Origin of the sequence: Robertmurraya kyonggiensis (genome assembly GCF_005116465.1) — a bacterium.
GTDB classification, from domain to species: domain Bacteria; phylum Bacillota; class Bacilli; order Bacillales; family Cytobacillaceae; genus Robertmurraya; species Robertmurraya kyonggiensis.
Genome location: NZ_SWBM01000001.1, coordinates 523,419 through 544,866, shown reverse-complemented (window position 1 = coordinate 544,866; position 21,448 = coordinate 523,419). Strand labels below are relative to the sequence as shown.

The window sequence follows — 21,448 nt, the reverse complement described above, 5'->3', positions numbered from 1 at the left end:
CATAATATTTCATTAAACGTTGCAAAAGAGTGAAAATAGTCACAGAATTTTCTAGATTCCAATATTTCATTCGGAAGAGTTTCCATTTTCATAAAAAAAAGAGTATAATAATGCATAATGAAATTATTCGAAAGGAGCTTACACATTGAATCGAGAACGGAATTCTTCCTCTCATTTGAATCCAACGATTGAAAACCTCTCTCAAGCTATCTTCATTGTAAATCGTCATGCCAAGACTGCTCCTGACCCAAAATTTCTTTACAGGTTAAAGCATGATGCCTTACAAAAATTATTAAAGGAAGGAAAAGCGAAAAAGGTAGGTCTTCACTTTTCCAATAATCCGAAGTTTAGTCAGCAGCAGTCTGATGTTTTAGTTGAATGTGGCAAATATTCTTTTCACTTGCCTCCTTCTAAAAGCGACTTTCATTATTTACCCCATTTAGGAAAGTTAGACCAAAATGTGCGGAATCCGAGAGCTCATCTTTCTTTGAGTGAAGCAAAGAAATTGCTCTGTTTTTATACTGGTATGAAAGAAGTCAATCCTTCTCAACCGAGAAAAAGAAAGTATGAGAAGCCTGTGTTTAAGAAGCTCGGGGAGAATTATTTTTGAATAAAAAGTAAAAAGACTACTGATATTTAGATACCTTTCTATCAATAGTCTTTTTATTTTTCACTTGTATTGGAATGCTTATTGATTTCCTACATTTTTCTTAAACCTTGCTGATTTTATATTCCTCAACATATTCTTCATAATCTAATACTTCTATTACGCCTGTCCAATTTAGAACGGTTTCGACAAAGTCTCTTATATCAAGCCGTGGCATTTGATATGATTCATCAGTTTTCTGAAGGTACTTCCCAAACGAAATATTTGCTTGAGAATTGTTTTGTTACTACAATTGCTTGCTCATTATCTTTTGTGAAGATATAACCGCCTCCAAGTTGTTCGATGTATGTCCAATTGTCTTTTTCCATATATTTTTTGAGCATTGTTTCTCTATCAATATTTGATTTTGAGATATATTTAGGTGGCGTTTTGGAAAATTGGATGTAATCGGAGTCTGATGTTTCTAGTTGGATAATGGCTTTTACGATCGGGAGTGGGTTTCCTTCTTGGAAAATAGCGCGCCCGTATATAGTAAAGATGATTAAAAAAATGATGATGATGATTACAGTAAAGGGAAGAATTATGTATTTTCTCATCCAATCAACTCCTTAACAAAAAGGACCTACAGATACTTAATGTTCATCTGTAGGTCCTAGAATGTTTTTATAGTATGTGTTTATCGATGTGTAGTACTAGTTCAGCAATCTCAGGCTTACTGATTTGTGCATCTGCTCCAACCATTTGTCCCTTATGCTTGAGGTCATCTGTGATTAGAGAAGAGAAGATGATAACCGGAAGTTTTGCTAGATCATCGTTTTCTTTAATTCGTTTTGTTAAATGATGTCCGTCCATTTGCGGCATCTCAATATCAGTAATTAGTAGTTGGATCACATCTGTAACCTTTTGGCCAGAGTTGACTACACTCTCCAAATACTCGAGCGCATCACGTCCATTTTCAAAGAATTCAACTTGATTGAATCCAGCTTCTGCTAAAGTGTCATGTAGAAGCTTTCTAAGCAATGGAGAATCTTCAGCCACTACTAAGCGCTTATTTGAACGTTGTCTTTCTCCTAATTTCTTTACCTGTTGAACATTGATCCCTGATTCAGGATTGATTTCGACCACAATTTTTTCAAAATCTAATAAAAGAATCATTTCACCGTTCATCTTAATGACACCAATCACTTGGCTATCCGCACCTTGATACATATCTGACGGTTTTTCGATCTGGTCCCATGAGATACGGTGTATTTGCGTTACTGTATGAACATGGAATACAACTTTTTGTTTGTTGAATTCAGCCACAATGAATTTATCTTGTTCTGGATTTGTAGACTTTGGAAATCCTAGTGCAGCTGCCACATCCACTACTGGTAAAACTTCACCACGAAGCTCGATAATTCCTTCTACATTTGGGTGTGCATGAGGAATCTGTGTAATAGCAACCGGATTAATAATTTCTTTTACTTTAATAACATTGATTCCAAATTTATTTTTTCCAATAGTAAATTCAACAATTTCTAATTCGTTTGTACCACTTTCTAAAAGAATACCTCTATTATCTTCCATTTCTTGCTCGTCCTTCCTTCCAAATACGTATATAGCTACTATACCACGAATAGTTAAAAGTACTTATTCAAATTTTTAAACCACTCGTAAAAAAATGTAACTAATTGCAGCGTAATTTTAAAATTATGTGAACTTTTTCACTATAGTGTAGACATTCTTTTTATCGGATACTACAATGCAATTGTTAATAGCAAATTTATTCTAAAATGAAGGGGCAAATTCAATATGAAAGGAACTGCGATTCTATTTCAAAATGAGCAAATTGTCACTATTATGGAGAATGTCGAGCAATCTGTGTTAGAAGAGCTTCTGGCGGAGCATTGTGGATGTACGTTGAATAAAAAGAATGCTGACCTTGGATTTGTAGCTCCTGTCATTTGGCATGAAGAAGAAATTGATTGGGATTATGGATATTAATCCCCCTAGTCCCCACTGGGTATTTTTTTGCTCTAGGATTACAAAAGAATTTCTCTCTGCTAAAATAGATATCATGATAGAAAGTATCGGAGAGTGAAATTTGTGGAGCACTTAATCAATGAAAATGTTAAAAACATCGAGATTTCAGGGATACGTAAATTTTTCAATCTAGTAGCTGGAACAAAGGATATGATTTCACTTACAATTGGTCAGCCCGATTTTCCTACACCTGCTCATGTAAAAGAGGCTGGTAAACGAGCGATTGATGATAATTTTACATCTTATACGCATAATGCAGGGATGATCGAACTTAGGCAGGCTGCCGCAACATTTGTAAAGGAAAAGTATGACCTGACTTACGAGCCAGAAACAGAAGTTATTACTACAGTCGGAGCAAGTGAAGCGATTGATATTGCCTTTCGTACCATTTTAGAAGAAGGCACAGAAGTTATCCTACCAGGACCTGTATATCCAGGCTATGAGCCTATTATTCGATTATGTGGAGCAAAGCCCATTTATGCAGACACAACCAAGAATCAATTTCGCTTAACAGCAAATATTATTGAAAAATACATAACTGATAAAACACGTTGCATTGTTTTGCCGTACCCCTCAAACCCTACAGGCGCAAGCTTAACACAAAAGGAAATTATGGAGATTGCTGCATTGGTAAAAGGAAAAGATATATTTGTTCTGGCCGATGAAATATATAGTGAACTTGTCTATGACCAGGAACATTTTTCAATCGGAACCATTTTAAAAGAACAAACAATAGTCATCAATGGTTTATCTAAGTCTCATTCGATGACTGGCTGGAGAATCGGATTTATTTTCGCCCCAGAAAATTTAGCAAAGCATATCCTGAAGGTGCATCAATATAACGTATCTTGTGCAACCTCTATTTCTCAAGCGGCAGCACTAGAGGCATTAACTCACGGAAAAGATGATGCTTTGGAAATGAAAAAAGAGTATGTCCTAAGACGTGAATTTGTTTATAACCGACTGACGGAAATGGGCCTCGAAATTGTCAAACCAGATGGAGCTTTCTATTTCTTCGTCAAACTCCCAGCAAAATATCCAAATTCATTTGACTTCGCCTTATCACTTGTTGAAAAAGCTGGTGTCGCTGTCGTACCAGGAAGCGCCTTTTCACCACTAGGAGAAGGCTATATTCGCTTATCCTTTGCATATTCGATGGAAACACTCACTGAAGCGATGAATCGGATGGAAAACTTTTTTAAACAGTAAAAAGCTAGTACTTCCTAAAATGATAGATCGACAGTGATCTATCCTTTTTGTTTTTGATAAAATGAATAAAATGTTTATCGGAGGTATAATCATGGAAAATGAAAATTGTGACTTAGCACAACCCAAAGAGATCAAAAATAAGAAGCAAGAAGTGATTGACGGTTACACATACAAGTACCATGCAAACGGAAAAACCATATGGTCAAAGGGAAAAATGGTTGATGACCAACCAAATGGTTACTGGGAATGGTATCGTGCTGATGGGACAATTAAACGGTCAGGATTTTTTGATATGGGTAACCCGATCGGTGAATGGGTCACGTATGATAGCAATGGCCAAACATACAAAACCACTAATCGAGACAAAAAATAATAAAAGCACATAAAAAATGTAAAAAGCGATTGTCCCTTTGAACAATCGCTCTTTTTTTTGGAAATTTTCTTAAGAATCTTCATCACTACGGTATTCCAAAATATCTCCAGGTTGACAATTCAAAGCCTTACAAATGGCATCTAAAGTGGATAAACGAATCGCTTTTGCTTTTCCGTTTTTTAATATAGAAAGGTTAGCCATTGTTATTCCAACCCTCTCTGATAGTTCTGTCACGCTCATTTTTCTTTTCGCCAACATTACATCAACATTGATAATAATTGCCATATTATTCACCTCAAACCGTTAGGTCATTTTCTGATTTTATATCAATTGCATCTTTCAGCAGCTTTTGAAGAACAGCAGCAAAGACTGCAATCACCATTGAAGCAAAAATAATGACCAATCCGATTAAGATGATCCCAGGGGCATCATCTTTTTCTGCAAGCAGGTAGTATAATGGCATTCCTACTCCAATCACGAAACTAATGGCGATTCCGCAATATTTAATCATTTTTAAAGCTCTAACCGATATTTCCGAGAATGCATTGTTCTTGTCAATATACGTTAACAATTTGAAAGCCTGAAAAAGAGCAAAATAAAAAGGAATCACTGCTACGTAAAGATCGAGGAATATGAGATATTTTATATAACTACTATCTGGATACAATTCTGCTGCAAAATTTCCTATTGCAGGTACAAAAAATATGCATAAAGCAAGAATTGGAATTCCTATAAGAATAAGAGCCATTTTTAAAAAGAGTGTTGATCCTTGTTTCATAAAAAGCACCTCGCTAATATATTGTCATATTGACTTTAACATAACATTTATCGATTTAAAATAAATTTATATTGATTATAATTTTGTTAAAAATCTCCATAAAAATCAAAAAAGTACACCACTCTGAAAGAAATGATGTACTCAATTTAACTATACTCTCTTAACCATTATATTTGCCGTTGTTCTTACTTGCTTTTGCCTTTTTGGCCTTTGATTTTTGAAGTTGATTCGTGTCATGACTTCCCACTTCTTCTGCAAACTCTTGATTCATTGATGCCGAATCAAATCCCTGTTTGTTCTTTTGCTTCGCACCATGCTTCTTTGAACGTTTAGCCACACGTCACACCTCCTCTTTTTAAATCACTACTATTTTGAATTTAAAAAGAGAAACTATGCGTTTTAATCCCTTTATTACTCTTTCCAATATTTATATAACGCCTGTGTTCCGCTATTTTCTTCGCCTTGCTCTGCTAATTGCTTATATAAAGATAGAGCTAAGGACAGGCCAGGTGCTTCCATTCCCATTTTCTCTGCTTCTTCAAAAGCAATCGTCATATCTTTAATAAAATGCTTAATATAGAAGCCTGGCTCAAAATTCCCTTGAATCATTCTTGGAGCCAAATTTGATAGTGACCAGCTACCTGCAGCCCCAGACGAAATGCTTTGCAATACATTCTCTGGATCGAGTCCTGATTTAACAGCGTATGCTAGTGCTTCACTTATACCAATCATCCCTGAAGCAATGACAATTTGATTAACCATTTTCGTATGCTGTCCAGCTCCAGCTTTTCCTTGATAAACAATATTCGTACCTAAGGTTTGTAAAATCGGTAACACGGCTTCATAAGCTTCTTTATCTCCACCAACCATAATGGACAATTTTGCTTCTCTTGCCCCTACATCTCCACCTGATACTGGTGCATCAAGAGCATGCATTCCCATAGCTTTAGCAGCTTCATAAATTTCCTCTGCTAAACTTGGAGTAGAAGTTGTCATGTCAATTAAATATGTATTCTCTTTCCCATTTGTAACTAACCCGTTTTCTCCTAAATATACCTCTCTTACGTCAGTAGGATATCCCACGATCGTAATGATCACATTCGCCTCTTCTGCGACAACTTTTGGTGAATCAGCCCATGTAGCCCCTTTTCCCAACAAACTTTGAGCCTTTTCCCTTGTTCGTGAATACACCACAACCTGATAGCCAGCATTCAAGAGATTCGTAGCCATGCTTTTCCCCATCACACCGGTTCCGATAAACCCAACAACCGTATTATCCTTCGTCAACATAATAAATCCCCTCCCATATGTATTTGTTTTCATTTTATCACTCAATTCAAATATTAACATGCACAATGATTAGTAAAGGATGATTTAAAAATGGTAAAATAGACCAAAAAGGAGTTGTTAATTTGAAAATCCTTAACTTCATCCTATTGCTTATCCTGACATCGATAGTAACATCCTGTACTCAAAATGAATCTACCAACGATTATGACATTCTTTCAGAAACCCAATATCAAGCTTTGCTATTTGTTAACGGAAAAGAAATGCAATCAACTGGAAGCACAACCCAAGAATTAGGAATTACCCCACTAGAACTTATCGGAACTATTAAAGATAAAATCCCAATACAACTAATCCCGAAAGAAAACCTTACTTCCAACTACCTAGAGGCAGGAACTGAAATATACAGTGTAAAAGGAAACGAAGAAATAGTGTTAGCAAAAAAGGAGAATGAGGAATTCGAAGTATTCGAGTAGGCTAAGTCTTATCGCATTATAACGCAAGTTGATTGGACTGAAGAGCGCGAGACTCCTGCGGAAATAGCATGGAGACCACTGAAAAACTTGATTTAAAATAAGGAAATCTGAAAAATAACTCTGAGATTCACTTCTAGGCCATTTTTTCTAACATAGTGAGACATACAGCCCAAAAGAAATACCTCTTTTTCGAGAACCAACATTTTTCAGTGGCCTCAAAGGGCCCATGAAGTCACTAATCAAAGTGCGCTTGCAAATTGTGTCCGCATGAAGAGCTCGAGACCATCGAGCAAACTCTCATTTAAATTATGAAAATCTGAAAAAGGAAAAAAGAACCCTCAAATTCGCTTCTTAGGCCATTTTCGTGATTCAGAGAGAAGAGACATCTCCGCAATGCGAAAAAAGCCCCCCTTATCGAGATACAACACTTTTTCAGTGGTCTGGAATAGCATGCTATCCGGTGACCTCATGGCGTATCCGACACAGCTTCCCACGGAAATCGATTGCCTAGAGTGGAGCTCAACATCCTTATCGAAAAAACACAAAAAACCGACCAGAATAATTCCAGTCGGTCAAAAAAGGGAGAAAATAGATACACCTAGTGACTCTATCCTTCTATACCCCTTTTTAAATATCATAAACCTATTACTTAAGGTTCGCTGCTTCTTTTACAATCTTTACTACTTCATCAGTAGTTGGAAGCTGCAATGCTTGCTCTGCCATTTTCTCCATATCGGATTTACTTAAATGACGGATTTGAGCACGTGCTTTCAAAATAGAAGTAGCACTCATAGAGAACTCATCTAGTCCAAGACCAAGTAGAAGTGGAATAGCTGTTTCATCTCCAGCCATTTCCCCACACATGCCTGTCCATTTGCCTTCTTTATGAGCAGCATCAATCACCATTTTTACTAAACGTAAAATGGATGGGCTGTAAGGCTGGTACAAGTATGAAACTCTTTCATTCATGCGGTCAGCAGCCATTGTATACTGAATTAAATCGTTTGTACCAATACTGAAGAAATCAACTTCTTTAGCAAATTGGTCAGCCAATACTGCTGTAGAAGGAATTTCAACCATGATACCTACTTCAATATCTTCAGAAACTGCCACACCTTCACTGATTAACTTCGCCTTTTCTTCTTCTAACATTGCTTTCGCTTGTCTGAATTCGTTAAGGGTAGCAATCATTGGGAACATGATTTTCAAGTTTCCATATGTGCTTGCACGAAGTAGCGCTCTTAATTGAGTTCTAAACAAATCCTTTTCTTCTAGGCATAGGCGGATAGCGCGGAAGCCTAAGAATGGATTCATTTCCTTCGGTAAAGATAAATAAGGTAATTCTTTATCTCCACCAATATCTAATGTACGAACGACAACTGGCTTTCCTGCTAATCCTTCAAGAACAGCCTTGTAAGACTCAAACTGCTCTTCTTCAGTTGGAAGCTGGTCTCTTCCCATATACAAGAATTCTGTACGATATAGACCAACGCCTTCTCCACCGTTGTTGATAACACCTTCAAGATCCTTCGGTGTACCAATATTCGCAACTAACTCTACATGATGTCCATCTTGAGAGTAAGTTTTTTCGTTCTTAAGCTTTGCCCACTCAGCTTTTTGAGCTTCGAATGCTTCATTTTCTTTCTTATATTGCTCAACTAGTTCTGGAGTTGGATTGATGTGAACCTCACCTTTTAATCCATCCACAATAACTAAGTTGCCATTTTGAATATCCTTTGTTGCTGATTTTGTACCAACAACTGCAGGAATTTCTAAAGAACGAGCCATTATCGCAGAGTGAGAAGTTCTACCACCGATATCCGTAGTAAATCCTTTTACAAACTGACGATTTAATTGAGCTGTATCAGAAGGTGTTAAATCCTCAGCAACTACGATAACTTCTTCAGAAATCATGCTTGGATTAACAATTTTGACACCTAGTAAGTGTGAAAGAACACGTTTCGTTACGTCACGAATATCCGCTGCTCTTTCTCTCATATATTCATTATCCATAGATTCGAACATAGTAATGAACATATCAGCTGTTTCTTTTAAAGCAACCTCAGCATTCACATTTTCAGATTTCACTTTATCTTGAATCGGTGAAAGTAGTTCCGGATCGCTAAGGACAAGAAGATGAGCTTCAAAAATAGCTGCTTTATCAGCACCTAGATTTTCCCTAGCATTATCACGGATTGCCTCTAATTCTGTTTTCGATTGTGCAATTGCAGCATCAAAACGAGCAACTTCAGCTTCCGCGTTCTCGACTGTCTTTTTTTCAAAAGTCAAATCTGGTTCTACTAGGCGGTATGCTTTTGCAATAGCAATCCCGCTTGATGCAGCAATACCTTGTAAAAAGCTCATTATTCTGTTAACCCTTCTTTTTGCATTGTTTCTGCAAGACTTTGAAGTGCATTTTCTTCGTCTGCACCTTCTGCACTGATTGTAATGTCAGCACCTTGACCGATACCAAGAGACATAACACCCATGATTGATTTTAGGTTAACTTTCTTTCCTTTATATTCAAGCTGGATCTCAGATTCGAATTTACTTGCAGTTTGAACTAATAGAGTTGCTGGACGAGCATGAATTCCTGTTTCAGCGATAACTTTAAATTGCTTTTCTACCATGTTTAATCAAACCCCTTATCTTTATTAATTAACTTTGTTGTAATGAATAATTGTGTGTCATATATTCACTTTAATTAAGGAAAATCCTACCCTCATTATTGTAAACAAATAAACACTATTCATGTACATTATAGGAACTTTTTAACTAGAATTGAAGTGTTTTTTACGAAAAAAAAAAGTACCTGTGAAAAGAATAACAAACTCTTAACTTTTTTACAAAAAAATCGCATTAAAAAGATAGAATTTTAAATTGTCATACTTTTTTCATTGATCAGTCGATTAATTAACGGTATGATTCTTGACATGAATCTTAGCTAAAGAGGGATCTAATTCATGCCATATAGACGAGACGAGCCATTCCGTTTTACCTTCGGAACGCCAATCGAAGGCACCTTCAAAATTTTAAGAATAAATAAAAGAGCTAGTACTTCAAAGGAAGGTACTGCTTCCATTGTTGATTTAAGTCCAAATGGAGTTCGCTTTCTTTCTCCTTTGGATTTGCCAATTAACGAGAAAGATCTTTTAATGGAGGTTAACTTTCTATTAAATGAAAAGAACATTTCAATCATTGCCAAACCAAAATGGAAAAAACGCATCAGTCCTTACACTTTTTCCTATGGTTTAGAAGGATTAGATGATGATGAAACGAAGAAGGTAATTGTAGAAGAATTGAAAGAATTCGCAAGAAACCAAAAATGACTTTTTATAGGACTAAATGAGCACGCATCTTGTATTAGTTAGGTCTTTGGTTGCGCAGAAAGCAATAATATTAATTAGAAATTTAATTTAAGTCAAGAAAATATTCTGTTTTTTCTTTACGAATGGTAGATTTTAGTGCAAACTGTTACTTATAAATTGTCATTTCGGAGAAAAAGGAGAGAGACTGGAATGAAAAAGGCCGAGGTTGGAAACATTATTGAATTTAGAGACGGGCTTCAGGGGATAGTAGAGAAAGTAAATGAAAACTCAGTTATCGTTGATTTGACTTATATGGATAACTATCGTGACCTTGAACTTGAACAAAGAACTGTGGTCAATCATAAAAATTACAAGGTAATCAAACCTAGTCTGTAAGCTTTCCCAACAAAAACCCTATAGGTTATCCAATAGGGTTTTTGTATGTCTTTCCACGAACTAACCTTCATCTTTTTCTTTTGAAAGCTCCTTAAAGGACTTCACCTTACCATGGGGATGTTGCTCTTTTTTTCGTATGGTCCAAGCTCTTTCCTTTTCTCTTTGAGATTTCGTCAAATGATTGTCCTCCCTTCTTCTAACATATATAATGGACTAATGAATTGATTCTATTCGAAACAAAACATTACTTTTTTTAAGTTAGAAAGGATTGTTGACCATGTCCATTCCTACTTGGGGAACCGACAAAAGACTTATCCTCGGATTTGTACTATCGCATCTATTGCTTTTCCTTACCTTTCACGATAGTAGTATTTTTTGGTATATTTTCACAGCATCGATGCTCTTTTTGATCAGCTACTCTATTTTTCATGAAGCAATTGAAGATAAAGCTTCTTTTATTACCAAATTAACTTTAGGTGTCTTATCAGGCGTCGCATTATTTGCTCTCTTCTTTATCGGAAGCTGGCTCATACAAACTTTGAATCTGCCATTTGCAAATGAAATAACGAAACTATATAAACGATTATCGCCTACCATGCTATGGCATTACATTGTATTATTATTAGTAATAATTCCTGGCGAAGAAATTTTCTGGAGAGGCTTCATTCAAAAAAGAATCCAAAAAGGTGCTTCAACAGTAACAGCTGTAGTCGTTTCATCTGTCCTATATACATCTGCGCATTTTTATTCAGGCTCAGTAATGCTACCATTTGCTGCACTTGTGTCAGGACTTTTTTGGGGATTCTTATATGCGTGGAAGAAAAGTCTCCCACTTGTGATTGTTTCACATTTAGTATTTGATTTATTTTTATTTATCATATATCCATTGAATTAATAGAAAAAGCGGTAAACCCAATATTCGGTTTACCGTTTTTTAATTCCCTCCAATGGTTTCATCCATAATAGAATGATGAAAAGGATGCTAACGTAACCAAACAGCGGATACAAATAGGAAAGAAGCTTCCCATACTCCACTATGCTAATGGTTAACGACACGGCAAAAAGTACTCCTACTATCAAAAGGCTCGGCAAACGCAAATAAGTCTTGAGTTGCCGCTCTAAACCAAAAATATTCCCAATAATAGAAGTGAAAATTTCTCCATATATAACGAGTATAAAAATCCAATATAGCCCCGGAGCTAGATTTTTCATAATTACAGCCATTGGAATTTCATAGGATTCAAGATTCGGAAGCATGACCAAGGTAAAATGGCTAGTTAACAAAATCACCGTTAAAGCAATTCCACCAATAATTCCTCCCCATTTTACTGTTTCATCATCCCCTATTTCTGCTGAAACTGGCACAAGCACAGCCTGAGCAAGACCAATATTTAACGCCGTATAAGAGAAGGGTGAAACAATAGATTTCCATCCATCCTCAACATATGGAATAAAAAACACGTGATCTAGAAAATTGGGCAATCTCATCGAAAATAACATCAATAATAAGCTAAAGCCTATCATGACCGGAACAACAATACTATTGACAGCAAATAGGCCATTAATTCCTAAAAGCATGACTAAGACAGATAAGACAACTGTAAATGCCAGTCCTATATTCTTCGGAATACCTAGTTGCTCGTTAAATACTGCCCCAGCACCTGACAGCATGACAGCACAAACCCCTAATAACATAAAAAGCATCAAGACATTAATAATAGAGCCGAAAAATTTTCCAAATAAATATTCATTAAACTCTTGATAAGAGCGCGCCCCTATCCTAGCTGATATTCTCATTAATTTTGTTCCATGAAAGATAAAAATATACCCACTCATTAAAATACCAATAAAACCAATAAAGCCAAACCTTGAAAAAAATTCAACTATTTCTCGTCCCGTGGCAAAACCTGCTCCTACAACTGTACCGACATAAACGGCCGCAATTTGGAAGGCTGCTCTCCATTTCGTCTTCATTTAATACCCTCCTCCATTTCAATATATGAGGATTCGGACAAACCATGACCTAAATTTTTTTAATCAAAATACTTGAAAGTCAAAAAAGGTCAAAGTATAATACACTCAAAGGTCAAATATAGTCAAAGTCAAAATAATAACTAAACTATTTAGGAGGAATGTGAAATGCTTTGTCAAAATTGTCAGCAGTCAAATGCACAAGTTCATTTAACAGTGAATCTAAATGGCACGGAGAAACAACTTCATCTTTGCCAACCTTGCTATAATACTGAAAGAGCCAAAATCGGTTCTGCATTCGGCCCTAGCATGTCAGGATTCTCTCCATTTAACCAACAGCCTTTCGAAGAACTTTTTAAAAAATTGGCGTCATCAAACGGTCAACAACATATGAATGTACAACCTTCTCATCAAGGTGGAGGCTTCATTGACCAATTTGGGCGCAACCTTACGCAAATGGCAAGGGCCGGATTACTCGACCCAGTTATTGGCCGTGAAGAAGAAGTTACTCGAGTCATCGAAATTTTAAATAGAAGAAATAAAAATAACCCAGTACTAATCGGTGAGCCTGGTGTTGGTAAAACAGCTATTGCGGAGGATTTAGCAACTAAAATCGCCGAAGGTAATGTTTCAAATAAATTAAAGAATAAAGAAGTATACCTACTCGATATCGCATCTCTCGTTGCTAATACTGGTATTCGTGGGCAATTCGAGGAAAGAATGAAGCAAATCATCCAAGAATTACAGCAACGAAAAAATATCATTCTTTTTATCGATGAAATTCATCTACTTGTTGGTGCTGGTTCAGCAGAAGGTTCTATGGATGCAGGTAACATTTTAAAACCAGCACTCGCACGTGGAGAGTTACAACTTGTTGGTGCGACAACATTAAAAGAATACCGCACGATTGAAAAAGATGCGGCACTTGAACGTCGCTTCCAGCCTGTCCATGTTCATGAACCATCTGTAGTAGAAGCAAAGGAAATTTTAAAAGGAATTAAGGGAAAATACGAGAACTTTCATGAAGTGGTCTTTACAGATGAAGCAATCGAAGCTTGTGTCACTTTATCACATCGCTATATCCAAGACCGCTTCCTTCCAGATAAAGCAATCGATTTAATGGATGAAGCTGGTTCTAAGCTAAACTTGAATTCTGACTATCGTTCAACAGAGCATATCGAACAGCGTCTGAAGGAAATTTCCAAAGAAAAGGAAACAGTTTTAAAAGAGGAAAATTATGAGGCGGCGGCAGCCCTTCGCCAAGAAGAAATGAAGCTTGAACAAGCCTTAACGAATGGCGAACAAGAACGCCCAGTAGTTGAGGTTCACCATATTCAAGAATTAATCGAAAAGAAGACGGGGATTCCTGTAGGAAAGCTTCAAGAAGATGAACAAACAAAAATGAAAAATCTCCATCAAGGTCTATCAGAAAAAGTTATTGGGCAAAAAGAAGCAGTTGAAAAAGTTACGAAAGCAATTAGAAGAAGTCGTGCTGGATTAAAGGCAAAAAATCGTCCAATTGGCTCCTTCTTATTTGTTGGACCAACAGGTGTCGGGAAAACAGAATTATCGAAAACACTCGCTATGGAATTATTCGGCTCAAAAGACGCGATGATTCGTCTTGATATGAGCGAATATATGGAAAAGCATAGTGTCTCTAAACTTATCGGTTCACCTCCAGGATATGTGGGACATGAAGAAGCTGGACAATTAACAGAAAAGGTTCGTCGTAATCCGTACAGTATTATTCTCTTAGATGAAATCGAGAAAGCTCATCCTGACGTACAGCATCTATTCCTACAAATTCTAGATGATGGTCGACTAACAGACAGTCAAGGTAGAGTGGTAAGCTTCAAAGACACGGTCATTATTATGACAAGTAACGCTGGAGTTGGGCAAAAATCCGTGAAAGTTGGTTTTGGTCAAGACCATACAACAAAAGAACTCAACATTCTTGACTCTCTTGGAAGCTTCTTTAAGCCTGAATTCTTGAACCGTTTCGATAGCATCATCGAGTTTAAACCATTAGAAAAAGAAGACTTGTTACAAATCGTAGATTTAATGCTTCTTGAATTAGACGATATGTTGAACGAGCAGGAAATGACGTTCAAAGTTACAGATGAAGTCAAAGAATATCTTGTTGAAAAAGGATACAATCCTACCTTCGGTGCTCGTCCATTACGTAGAGTTCTTCAAGAACATCTTGAAGATAAAATAACAGATTTAATTATCGAGCAACCAGATGCAAAAATTCTAGTTGCAGTGTTAGAAAATGATGAAATCAAGATCAAAAACGGGGACAAGTAGCTGTCCCCGTCTTTGTTTCTCAAACCTCACTCTCAGCGTGCTGGAGATCCGATTTTTCAATTTGAATGGTGGTATGAAGAATTTTAAATTTCGACTCTATGAGATTAATGGCTGTTTGCAAAATAGCTTGGCTATCTTGATTATCTTTAATAAGAAGATGACAGCTAAGAGAATCTAAGCCAGACGTGATCGTCCAAATATGAAGATCATGAACATTAATCACTCCATCTATTTTTTGAAGCGTTGCTTTTACTTCTTGTTGGTCAACTGTGATCGGTGTACCTTCCATTAAAATATGAATACTATGCTTGATAACCCCCCAAGCACTCTTCAAAATTAACAGTGCTACAACAACACTGATAATCGGGTCAGCAATATACCAATCAAATAGATACATCATTCCCCCTGCAATAATGGCACCGACTGAACCTAACGCATCCCCTAACACATGAAGATAAGCACTTCTTAAATTCACATTGTCCTTTACATCGCCTTTACTCATAAGAGCAAACGCACTAAGCAAATTGGCCAATAAACCCATGATGGCGATTAAAATCATAGTTCCACTAGCAACTGCTTGTGGTTCAAGAAATCTCTCGATTGCTTCATAGACAATAAAGGCTGCAATTAAAAATAATGTTAACCCATTAAACAACGCTGCCAATATTTCGAATCGGTAGAACCCATAGGTTTTATTAGGAGAAGCGGGTCTTGTCGCAAACCACATTGCCACTAAGCTCAACGCCAGCGAGCTCGTATCACTAAGCATATGACCTGAATCAGATAATAGAGCCAAACTATTCGTGACAAGTCCCCCAATAAATTCTAATAACATAATCCCTGCTGTTATCATAAGGGCAATCATGAGGCCCTTCTTATTGCCTTCTCTACCATGGTCGTGATGATGATGGTGATGATGTCCGTGGCCATGATCGTGCCCGTGATGATGATGTAGTTCTTGATCATGAAAATGCATTTAGATTCCCCCTAATCATGTAAAGAATGACGAATCATTTGTTTTAGGATTTCAATGACATGCTCATCATCATATCGATAGATGAACGATTGCCCTACCCGTCGAGATTTTACGAGTCTTAGCTGCTTTAAATAGGATAGCTGATGTGACACAGCTGATTGCGTCATTCCAAGAACTTCAGCAATATGACCCACCGAGCATTCCTCTTGTGTTAATAAATACAAGATCTTCACTCTTGTAGGATCTGCAAGTGCCTTGAATTTAGTAGCCACATCCTCAACAGTTTCTTCATTTAGAAAGTGATGATTTTTTTCGTCCATAAAATCCCTCATCCCAATTCATTATATATCAAAGTATGAACATTCGTTCATATATTTATTTAAATTTATCATAGTCCAAACAAAAAGAAAAGACCGATCCAATGGACCAGCCTAAATAATTAAAGCTCTTTATCATTCACTGAATTCAACCAGTTTTCAATTTCGCCAACAACAGACTCCACGCAACCGTCTTCAAATGGTGAAATTAGATTAGCTTCCTTCACAAGCTCGGTGAACGGAAGGCTACCACCTAACTTACATAGTTTAAGGTAATCCTCCCAAGCCTCCACATGATTCTCTCTTGAACGTTTCCAGAATTGGAACGCACAGATTTGCGCTAACGTGTAATCAATATAATAAAATGGAGAATTATAAATATGGCCCTGCCTCTGCCAAAATCCACCATTTTCCAAATACTCATTGCCATCATAATCTTTGTGCGGAAGGTATTTCTTTTCAATCTCTCTCCAAGCTTGTTTTCTCTCTTTTGGTGTTGCTGTTGGATTTTCGTATACCCAATGCTGGAATTCATCAACTGAAACCCCATAAGGTAAAAATAATAACCCAGAACCTAAATGAGAGAACTTGTATTTGTCGGTATCTTCTTTAAAGAAAAGTTCCATCCACGGCCATGTGAAAAACTCCATGCTCATCGAATGAATTTCAGCTGCTTCATAAGTTGGCCAATAATACTCAGGAATATCAAACCCGCGGCTTGAATAGACTTGAAATGCATGACCTGCTTCATGAGTTAATACATCAATATCCCCGGAAGTACCATTAAAGTTAGAAAAAATAAATGGGGCTTTATAATTTTCAATAAATGTACAATAACCGCCGCCAGCTTTACCCTTTTTCGCAACGAGGTCCATAAGATCATTTTCTCTCATAAATTGAAAAAATTCGCCCGTTTCCTTTGAGAGCTCATCATACATTTTTTGCCCATTTTCAATAATCCACTCAGGTCTTCCCTTTGGTACAGCATTTCCAGAAACGAAATTGAAGTCTTCATCATAGAACTTAAGCTTTTCAACGCCAATCCGCTCTTGTTGTCTTTCTCGTAACTTGGTTGTAACTGGGACAATATACTCTTTCACTTGGTCACGGAAATTTGCGACCATTTCCGCATTATAATCCGTACGATACATGCGATAGTAAGCCAGTTCGACGAAGTTTCCGAAGCCTAATTTGTGAGCAATCTCCGTTCTCACTTTAACTAAATCATCGTAAATACGATCTAATTCTTCTTCATGACTAGCAAGAAAACCGAATCGAGCCTCACTCGCCTTTTTACGCATTTCTCGATCCGTCGATTGTGTGAAAGGTTCCATTTGTGAAAGGGTACGTTCTTCCCCTTCAAACATGATTTTCGCAGAAGCAATAAGCTTCGTATATTCTGTTGAGAGCTTATTCTCCTTTTGCAATAGGGGTACGATTTCTGGTGAAAATACCTTTAATTGTGCTTCAGCAAGAGCAAATAATTGTTTTCCCCATTTCGCTTCTAATACGGCACGAAAAGGTGATTCAACTAATGCCAGATAGTATTTCGTAATTAATCCACCAACTTGTGGACCGAGTTCGTCCATAATATCTTGCTCTGTTCTATAAAATTCATCATTTGTATCAATCGTATGACGAATCTCAACAAGGTTAAACATAGTCCCCAATTCATTTCGGATCGCATTAATTTCTGTCATTACTTGATTTTGCTCATCAGCTGATGTCGCTTCTTTGAATCTGTTTAACGCTTCTTCAAAGCTTTTCTCAATAACTTCAAAATTTGGTCTTGTGTATGTATATTGAGTAAACCCCATCCAAAAGCCCCCTTATCAAAAAATTAAGACTTTACTAATCCATTATACTAAAAAATGCCAGAACCTTCTATAAAATTAAAAAACGATCCGTTTTTCGGACCGTTTCAGTGTCAATAATCAATGATAAGCATTCAGTTTCATCCTAAAGCTATTAAGGAGAAACCGATAAACCTAGCTTTTTTAATAGAGCTATAGCAGTCTCTCTTTCTGCTGGAGAAAGCTCTGACATTAAAGAATGAATTCTTTCCTCATGGACTGGAAATACATTTTCAATAAATTGCTTTCCGCTTTCTGTGATTTGAGCAAATGTTACTCGACGGTCATTCGGACATGCAACTCTTGCTAAATACCCTTTTTCCTCAAGCTTATCTACAACATAAGTGATGCTTCCACTTGCAAGAAGGATCTTTCCACCAATTTGCTGAAGAGGTTGATCCCCTTTATGATAAAGAAGCTCTAACACAGCAAACTCAGTTGGGTTCAATCCATATGTGTGGATCAGTTTATTGACATTTTCATTAACCGCTCGATATGCGCGTGAAAGCACAATAAATAACTTTAATGATTGTTTAACATCTTCTGAACTCATTTTTCTCAAATCCTTTAGAGAATTTTTCAAACCAAAATATCTTGATTTAAAACTATTATAGAAAAGTCTCCCTTCCCCTGTCAATTTCGCGGTCTATTCTCTAGTCCCATTTTTTTACAATATGTCGGAAAAGGATTCCCTTTACGCTCCCATTTAATGCTATAATAAACATCGTTAAATGAAATGGCTGTATTCGTAAAAATAGTTGTTAAAATCTTAATGCCGATTTTAACGTAGAAATAGCAATTTGGTGCATCTTAACTAAGTTTGCAAACTCTTTTCTCATTGATTTAAAACTAGTTATCATTGAAAACATAGACTAATTCATCAACTTTTTGTTCCAAAAGCAACATAGTTTGAGAAAAGAGCTAATGAAATAAATGTGTTGGAGTTAATGGATGAAAAGAAAACATAAAAAAACCATTATTTTATATATTTTTATTGTACTGCTCCCGACTATTCTCGGAAGTTACTATTTAATCCACATTCAATCACAAAGAAAACTTGATGAAAGAATGGAGGAGGCCAATTGGGTCGCTCATATTCATGCGTCTCATTGGGACAAATTTATTAGTGATACAGTAACTTCACTTGAAGTACTCTCCTTAGCTGCCAAAACCTTATATACGGATCTAGAGGATATGCAGCCATTGCTAGAACGAACCAATCAATCAGATCCTCGTTATGGTGGTATTTATATACTTAGTATTGATGGGCAAATCATTACAGGCTCAAACAAAATATTTCAAAAGAATGCTTTTTTTGAAATAGATATTGTTCAAGAAGTTGTTAGAACGAAAGATATTATCATTTCGAATAAAGAATTCTCTTTACCGAATGATCAAAAGGTTCTTGCACTTGCCGTTCCGATTCTAAATGATAAAAATGAGTTAATTGCTGTTTCTATGTCTTTACTTCGAGTCGACTATGTGAAAAATTTATTAAATGTTCTTACGCCTGGAGCACAGCTGTTAGTGTTAAATGCCAATGACGAAGAAGTTATGGGATTTAATATTAAAAAGGATGACCCATTGGATAATGACAGATGGGTTTCCGTACCTATAGACCGAATTCCATGGAATTTGCAAGTAAAAGTACCCGAACCCGACGTACGGAATACGACAATGGACTACATTTTCATCATTGGTGCAGTACTGATACTGACGAATATTTTGTTTCTATTAATTATGTATATGTTGCTTAGACGTCAGGCAGCATTAGAAAAACAAGAAAACGAAGTACAGAAACTAGAATTGGTTGGAACTCTCGCAGCCAGTACAGCTCATGAAATTCGTAATCCCTTGACCGGCATAAAAGGATTAGTTCAGCTATTAGGGGAAAAATACGATGACCCAACCGATCGCCTTTATTTTTCAGTAATTAATAAAGAAATCGAAAGAATTAATGAAATCGTTGGTGAGTTTCTAATTTTAGGAAAGCCTACCGCACAAAAAATGCATGCGGTAGATATAGCAAAAGTTCTTAATGAACTACAACCACTCATTCTATCAGAGGCTACTCTAAACAAAATAGATTTGATTTATAATCCGTCAGAACAGCCGATTTTTGTAAAGTGTACGCGAGATCAAATGAAACAGGTTATTTTAAACATTACAAGAAATGCTTTTGAAGCAATGGAAAATGGAGGTCGTCTTACAATTGACCTATCTAAAAAGAACTCCACCTGTGAGCTTATGATAAGTGATACAGGTGTTGGAATTAAAGATGAGGTCATTGAGAAAATTTTCACTCCATTTTATACATCAAAGGAAACTGGGACTGGCTTAGGTCTGGTTGTATGTCGACGAATCCTTCATTCCTTTGGTGGAAAGATTCATATCACAAGTAAAGAAAATAAAGGTACTACTGTAAAAATTACTTTACCTATTGCAAAGACACATTAGAAAAGTCTCTCTACACCAACATAGAGAGACTTTTTTAGTATCCTATTATACACTTAATGTTAATTGAGCTATATCAACAATTGGTTCATTTTGTTCGATCCGTTCTTTTATTTCTTTCATTTGAGCAATCATCTTTTCCGTTCTATCCTCTGGTGAGATTTTTTTATGCAAGACGGAATAAAGAGCTACGTCTCGAAGTCTCAAGAATAAAGGCACCTGCTTTTCCCATCCACTCGGCAAGACATTTTCACTTTTATATCCTGATAAAAATGCATTAAAAAAGATGTTTGCAAAATCATTCCGCACCTCTTTTTTCCCTTGAGGAAACCCATAGAGAACGGAATAATACAGAGGTATGGCAATATCTGAACAGAACCAATGATAACAACAATCATCAAAATCAAAAACGTGAATATTTTCCCCGTCATAAAAGAAGTTTCCCGAATGAATATCCGTATGAATTAACCCATAATTATCAATGTTTTGATCAAGCTTTTGGATTTCCAGCAATAGCTCGTTCGCATTTTGGATAATGAGCTGTTCATCTGTAGGAACATATTTGTCAACGAAGTGAATATCTTCCTCTTCCCAACTTGGTCTTTTAACTAGGTTTTCACCTACCACATATCCCTTCGTCACTTGATGCATTTTTCCAATTGTTTGCCCCCATTTATAAAATAATTCCTGGTCAAATTTTTCGTGATTGGACCTTATATGTGCTCCAGGGACTTTTGAAAAAAGGCTGGCAAAAAAGTTCGTCCCATCCTCCGCTTGTAGACGCACAACTAACTCCCCATTTACGGACTCGTATGCTCTCGGAACAAGAACTTGATTCGTATGTAAATAATTCATCCAATCGATTTCCGAATGCAACTCTTCCTTTGTTCGATGAGAGCTATGCGTCAATCTCAATATAAATGGACTCCCCTCTCTTGTTACTTCAAACACATAATTCTCAAAATCCCCTAGTTTCTTATACTCTTTTTCTAAAGCAAAATGCTGTAATGCTTCATTCATGATTTCTTCTGTAAAGACTTGCTCAACAAATCGTTCCATTAAAAAATCCCCCATTATAAAAATTCATTCCTTTAAGTATTCTACTTAAAAT

Annotated in this window: 25 protein-coding genes and 1 pseudogene; 10 read left to right on the top strand and 16 right to left on the bottom strand. The window is 36.5% G+C overall.

Going from position 1 to position 21,448, the window contains the following annotated elements:
* Nucleotides 1-145 precede the first annotated feature (145 nt).
* The gene (locus FA727_RS02720) at nt 146-610 is read left to right on the top strand and encodes a YkyB family protein (protein ID WP_136829191.1); all 465 of its coding nucleotides are present in this window, start codon (nt 146-148) and stop codon (nt 608-610) included.
* A 100-nt stretch (nt 611-710) separates the two neighbouring features.
* Here the strand turns inward: FA727_RS02720 and FA727_RS24695 are convergent.
* The 3 genes and pseudogenes from FA727_RS24695 to FA727_RS02705 all read right to left on the bottom strand — a co-directional run.
* A pseudogene (locus FA727_RS24695) lies at nt 711-839 on the bottom strand (cysteine hydrolase); the annotation flags it as partial.
* Entirely contained in the window at nt 838-1,203 is a 366-nt protein-coding gene (locus FA727_RS02710) for a hypothetical protein (RefSeq protein WP_136829190.1), read from the bottom strand. The gene FA727_RS02710 and the pseudogene FA727_RS24695, both read right to left, overlap by 2 nt.
* Before the next feature lie 67 nt (nt 1,204-1,270).
* The gene (locus FA727_RS02705; protein ID WP_136829189.1) at nt 1,271-2,176 is read right to left on the bottom strand and encodes a chemotaxis protein; all 906 of its coding nucleotides are present in this window, start codon (nt 2,174-2,176) and stop codon (nt 1,271-1,273) included.
* Between the two features lie 225 nt (nt 2,177-2,401).
* On the opposite strand from FA727_RS02705, the gene FA727_RS02700 reads away from it, so the two are divergent.
* From FA727_RS02700 to FA727_RS02690, 3 genes are all read left to right on the top strand, one after another.
* A complete protein-coding gene (locus FA727_RS02700) occupies nt 2,402-2,593 on the top strand; it encodes a protein YkzT (RefSeq protein ID WP_136829188.1) in 192 nt (63 codons plus the stop codon).
* Nucleotides 2,594-2,695: 102 nt separating this feature from the next.
* A complete protein-coding gene (locus FA727_RS02695) occupies nt 2,696-3,841 on the top strand; it encodes an aminotransferase A (protein WP_136829187.1) in 1,146 nt (381 codons plus the stop codon).
* A 91-nt stretch (nt 3,842-3,932) separates the two neighbouring features.
* The gene (locus tag FA727_RS02690; protein ID WP_136829186.1) at nt 3,933-4,214 is read left to right on the top strand and encodes a toxin-antitoxin system YwqK family antitoxin; all 282 of its coding nucleotides are present in this window, start codon (nt 3,933-3,935) and stop codon (nt 4,212-4,214) included.
* Between the two features lie 69 nt (nt 4,215-4,283).
* Here FA727_RS02690 and FA727_RS02685 read toward each other — a convergent pair whose 3' ends face one another.
* From FA727_RS02685 to FA727_RS02675, 4 genes are all read right to left on the bottom strand, one after another.
* A complete protein-coding gene (locus FA727_RS02685) occupies nt 4,284-4,499 on the bottom strand; it encodes a helix-turn-helix domain-containing protein (RefSeq protein WP_136829185.1) in 216 nt (71 codons plus the stop codon).
* 10 nt (nt 4,500-4,509) lie between these two features.
* Nucleotides 4,510-4,992, bottom strand: coding sequence for a DUF2975 domain-containing protein (locus FA727_RS02680; RefSeq protein WP_136829184.1), 483 nt, complete (start codon nt 4,990-4,992; stop codon nt 4,510-4,512).
* Nucleotides 4,993-5,152: 160 nt separating this feature from the next.
* Nucleotides 5,153-5,329, bottom strand: a complete 177-nt coding sequence (locus tag FA727_RS24325) for a hypothetical protein (RefSeq protein ID WP_170209232.1) — start codon at nt 5,327-5,329, stop codon at nt 5,153-5,155.
* 74 nt (nt 5,330-5,403) lie between these two features.
* The gene (locus tag FA727_RS02675; protein ID WP_136829183.1) at nt 5,404-6,342 is read right to left on the bottom strand and encodes an NAD(P)-dependent oxidoreductase; all 939 of its coding nucleotides are present in this window, start codon (nt 6,340-6,342) and stop codon (nt 5,404-5,406) included.
* Between the two features lie 62 nt (nt 6,343-6,404).
* On the opposite strand from FA727_RS02675, the gene FA727_RS02670 reads away from it, so the two are divergent.
* Nucleotides 6,405-6,755, top strand: a complete 351-nt coding sequence (locus FA727_RS02670) for a hypothetical protein (RefSeq protein WP_136829182.1) — start codon at nt 6,405-6,407, stop codon at nt 6,753-6,755.
* Between the two features lie 645 nt (nt 6,756-7,400).
* Here the strand turns inward: FA727_RS02670 and ptsP are convergent.
* Together ptsP and FA727_RS02660 are read right to left on the bottom strand one after the other, a co-directional pair.
* The gene (gene ptsP / locus FA727_RS02665; protein WP_136829181.1) at nt 7,401-9,119 is read right to left on the bottom strand and encodes a phosphoenolpyruvate--protein phosphotransferase; all 1,719 of its coding nucleotides are present in this window, start codon (nt 9,117-9,119) and stop codon (nt 7,401-7,403) included.
* A complete protein-coding gene (locus FA727_RS02660) occupies nt 9,119-9,385 on the bottom strand; it encodes a phosphocarrier protein HPr (protein ID WP_136829180.1) in 267 nt (88 codons plus the stop codon). The genes ptsP and FA727_RS02660 overlap by 1 nt, the downstream gene beginning before the upstream one ends.
* A gap of 333 nt (nt 9,386-9,718) precedes the next feature.
* On the opposite strand from FA727_RS02660, the gene FA727_RS02655 reads away from it, so the two are divergent.
* A complete protein-coding gene (locus FA727_RS02655; protein ID WP_136829179.1) occupies nt 9,719-10,084 on the top strand; it encodes a PilZ domain-containing protein in 366 nt (121 codons plus the stop codon).
* Between the two features lie 189 nt (nt 10,085-10,273).
* Nucleotides 10,274-10,459 carry a YkvS family protein gene (locus FA727_RS02650; RefSeq protein ID WP_126408422.1) on the top strand — a complete coding sequence of 62 codons (186 nt, stop codon included), beginning with the start codon at nt 10,274-10,276 and terminating at the stop codon, nt 10,457-10,459.
* Nucleotides 10,460-10,519: 60 nt separating this feature from the next.
* Here FA727_RS02650 and FA727_RS24655 read toward each other — a convergent pair whose 3' ends face one another.
* Entirely contained in the window at nt 10,520-10,636 is a 117-nt protein-coding gene (locus FA727_RS24655) for a DUF6254 family protein (RefSeq protein WP_220096735.1), read from the bottom strand.
* Between the two features lie 220 nt (nt 10,637-10,856).
* On the opposite strand from FA727_RS24655, the gene FA727_RS02645 reads away from it, so the two are divergent.
* Nucleotides 10,857-11,354, top strand: coding sequence for a CPBP family intramembrane glutamic endopeptidase (locus FA727_RS02645; protein ID WP_306461647.1), 498 nt, complete (start codon nt 10,857-10,859; stop codon nt 11,352-11,354).
* Nucleotides 11,355-11,383: 29 nt separating this feature from the next.
* Here the strand turns inward: FA727_RS02645 and FA727_RS02640 are convergent, their stop codons facing one another.
* Complete coding sequence (locus FA727_RS02640; protein ID WP_136829177.1) at nt 11,384-12,433, bottom strand: YkvI family membrane protein; 1,050 nt, start codon at nt 12,431-12,433, stop codon at nt 11,384-11,386.
* 165 nt (nt 12,434-12,598) lie between these two features.
* Here FA727_RS02640 and FA727_RS02635 point away from each other — a divergent pair, with 165 nt between their 5' ends.
* Nucleotides 12,599-14,737, top strand: a complete 2,139-nt coding sequence (locus FA727_RS02635; RefSeq protein WP_136829176.1) for an ATP-dependent Clp protease ATP-binding subunit — start codon at nt 12,599-12,601, stop codon at nt 14,735-14,737.
* 19 nt (nt 14,738-14,756) lie between these two features.
* On the opposite strand, the gene FA727_RS02630 is transcribed toward FA727_RS02635, so the two are convergent.
* The 4 genes from FA727_RS02630 to FA727_RS02615 form a co-directional block, all read right to left on the bottom strand.
* The gene (locus FA727_RS02630; protein WP_136829175.1) at nt 14,757-15,713 is read right to left on the bottom strand and encodes a cation diffusion facilitator family transporter; all 957 of its coding nucleotides are present in this window, start codon (nt 15,711-15,713) and stop codon (nt 14,757-14,759) included.
* Nucleotides 15,714-15,724: 11 nt separating this feature from the next.
* Entirely contained in the window at nt 15,725-16,033 is a 309-nt protein-coding gene (locus tag FA727_RS02625; protein ID WP_136829174.1) for an ArsR/SmtB family transcription factor, read from the bottom strand.
* A 119-nt stretch (nt 16,034-16,152) separates the two neighbouring features.
* Nucleotides 16,153-17,847, bottom strand: a complete 1,695-nt coding sequence (locus FA727_RS02620; RefSeq protein ID WP_136829173.1) for a M3 family oligoendopeptidase — start codon at nt 17,845-17,847, stop codon at nt 16,153-16,155.
* A gap of 151 nt (nt 17,848-17,998) precedes the next feature.
* Entirely contained in the window at nt 17,999-18,436 is a 438-nt protein-coding gene (locus tag FA727_RS02615; RefSeq protein ID WP_136829172.1) for a MarR family winged helix-turn-helix transcriptional regulator, read from the bottom strand.
* A 398-nt stretch (nt 18,437-18,834) separates the two neighbouring features.
* Here FA727_RS02615 and FA727_RS02610 point away from each other — a divergent pair, with 398 nt between their 5' ends.
* Nucleotides 18,835-20,340: an ATP-binding protein gene (locus FA727_RS02610; RefSeq protein WP_136829171.1), complete on the top strand. Its 1,506-nt coding sequence runs from the start codon at nt 18,835-18,837 to the stop codon at nt 20,338-20,340.
* Between the two features lie 45 nt (nt 20,341-20,385).
* On the opposite strand, the gene FA727_RS02605 is transcribed toward FA727_RS02610, so the two are convergent.
* On the bottom strand, nt 20,386-21,396 hold the full coding sequence (locus FA727_RS02605; protein WP_136829170.1) for a phosphotransferase enzyme family protein: 1,011 nt from the start codon (nt 21,394-21,396) through the stop codon (nt 20,386-20,388).
* Nucleotides 21,397-21,448 lie beyond the last annotated feature (52 nt).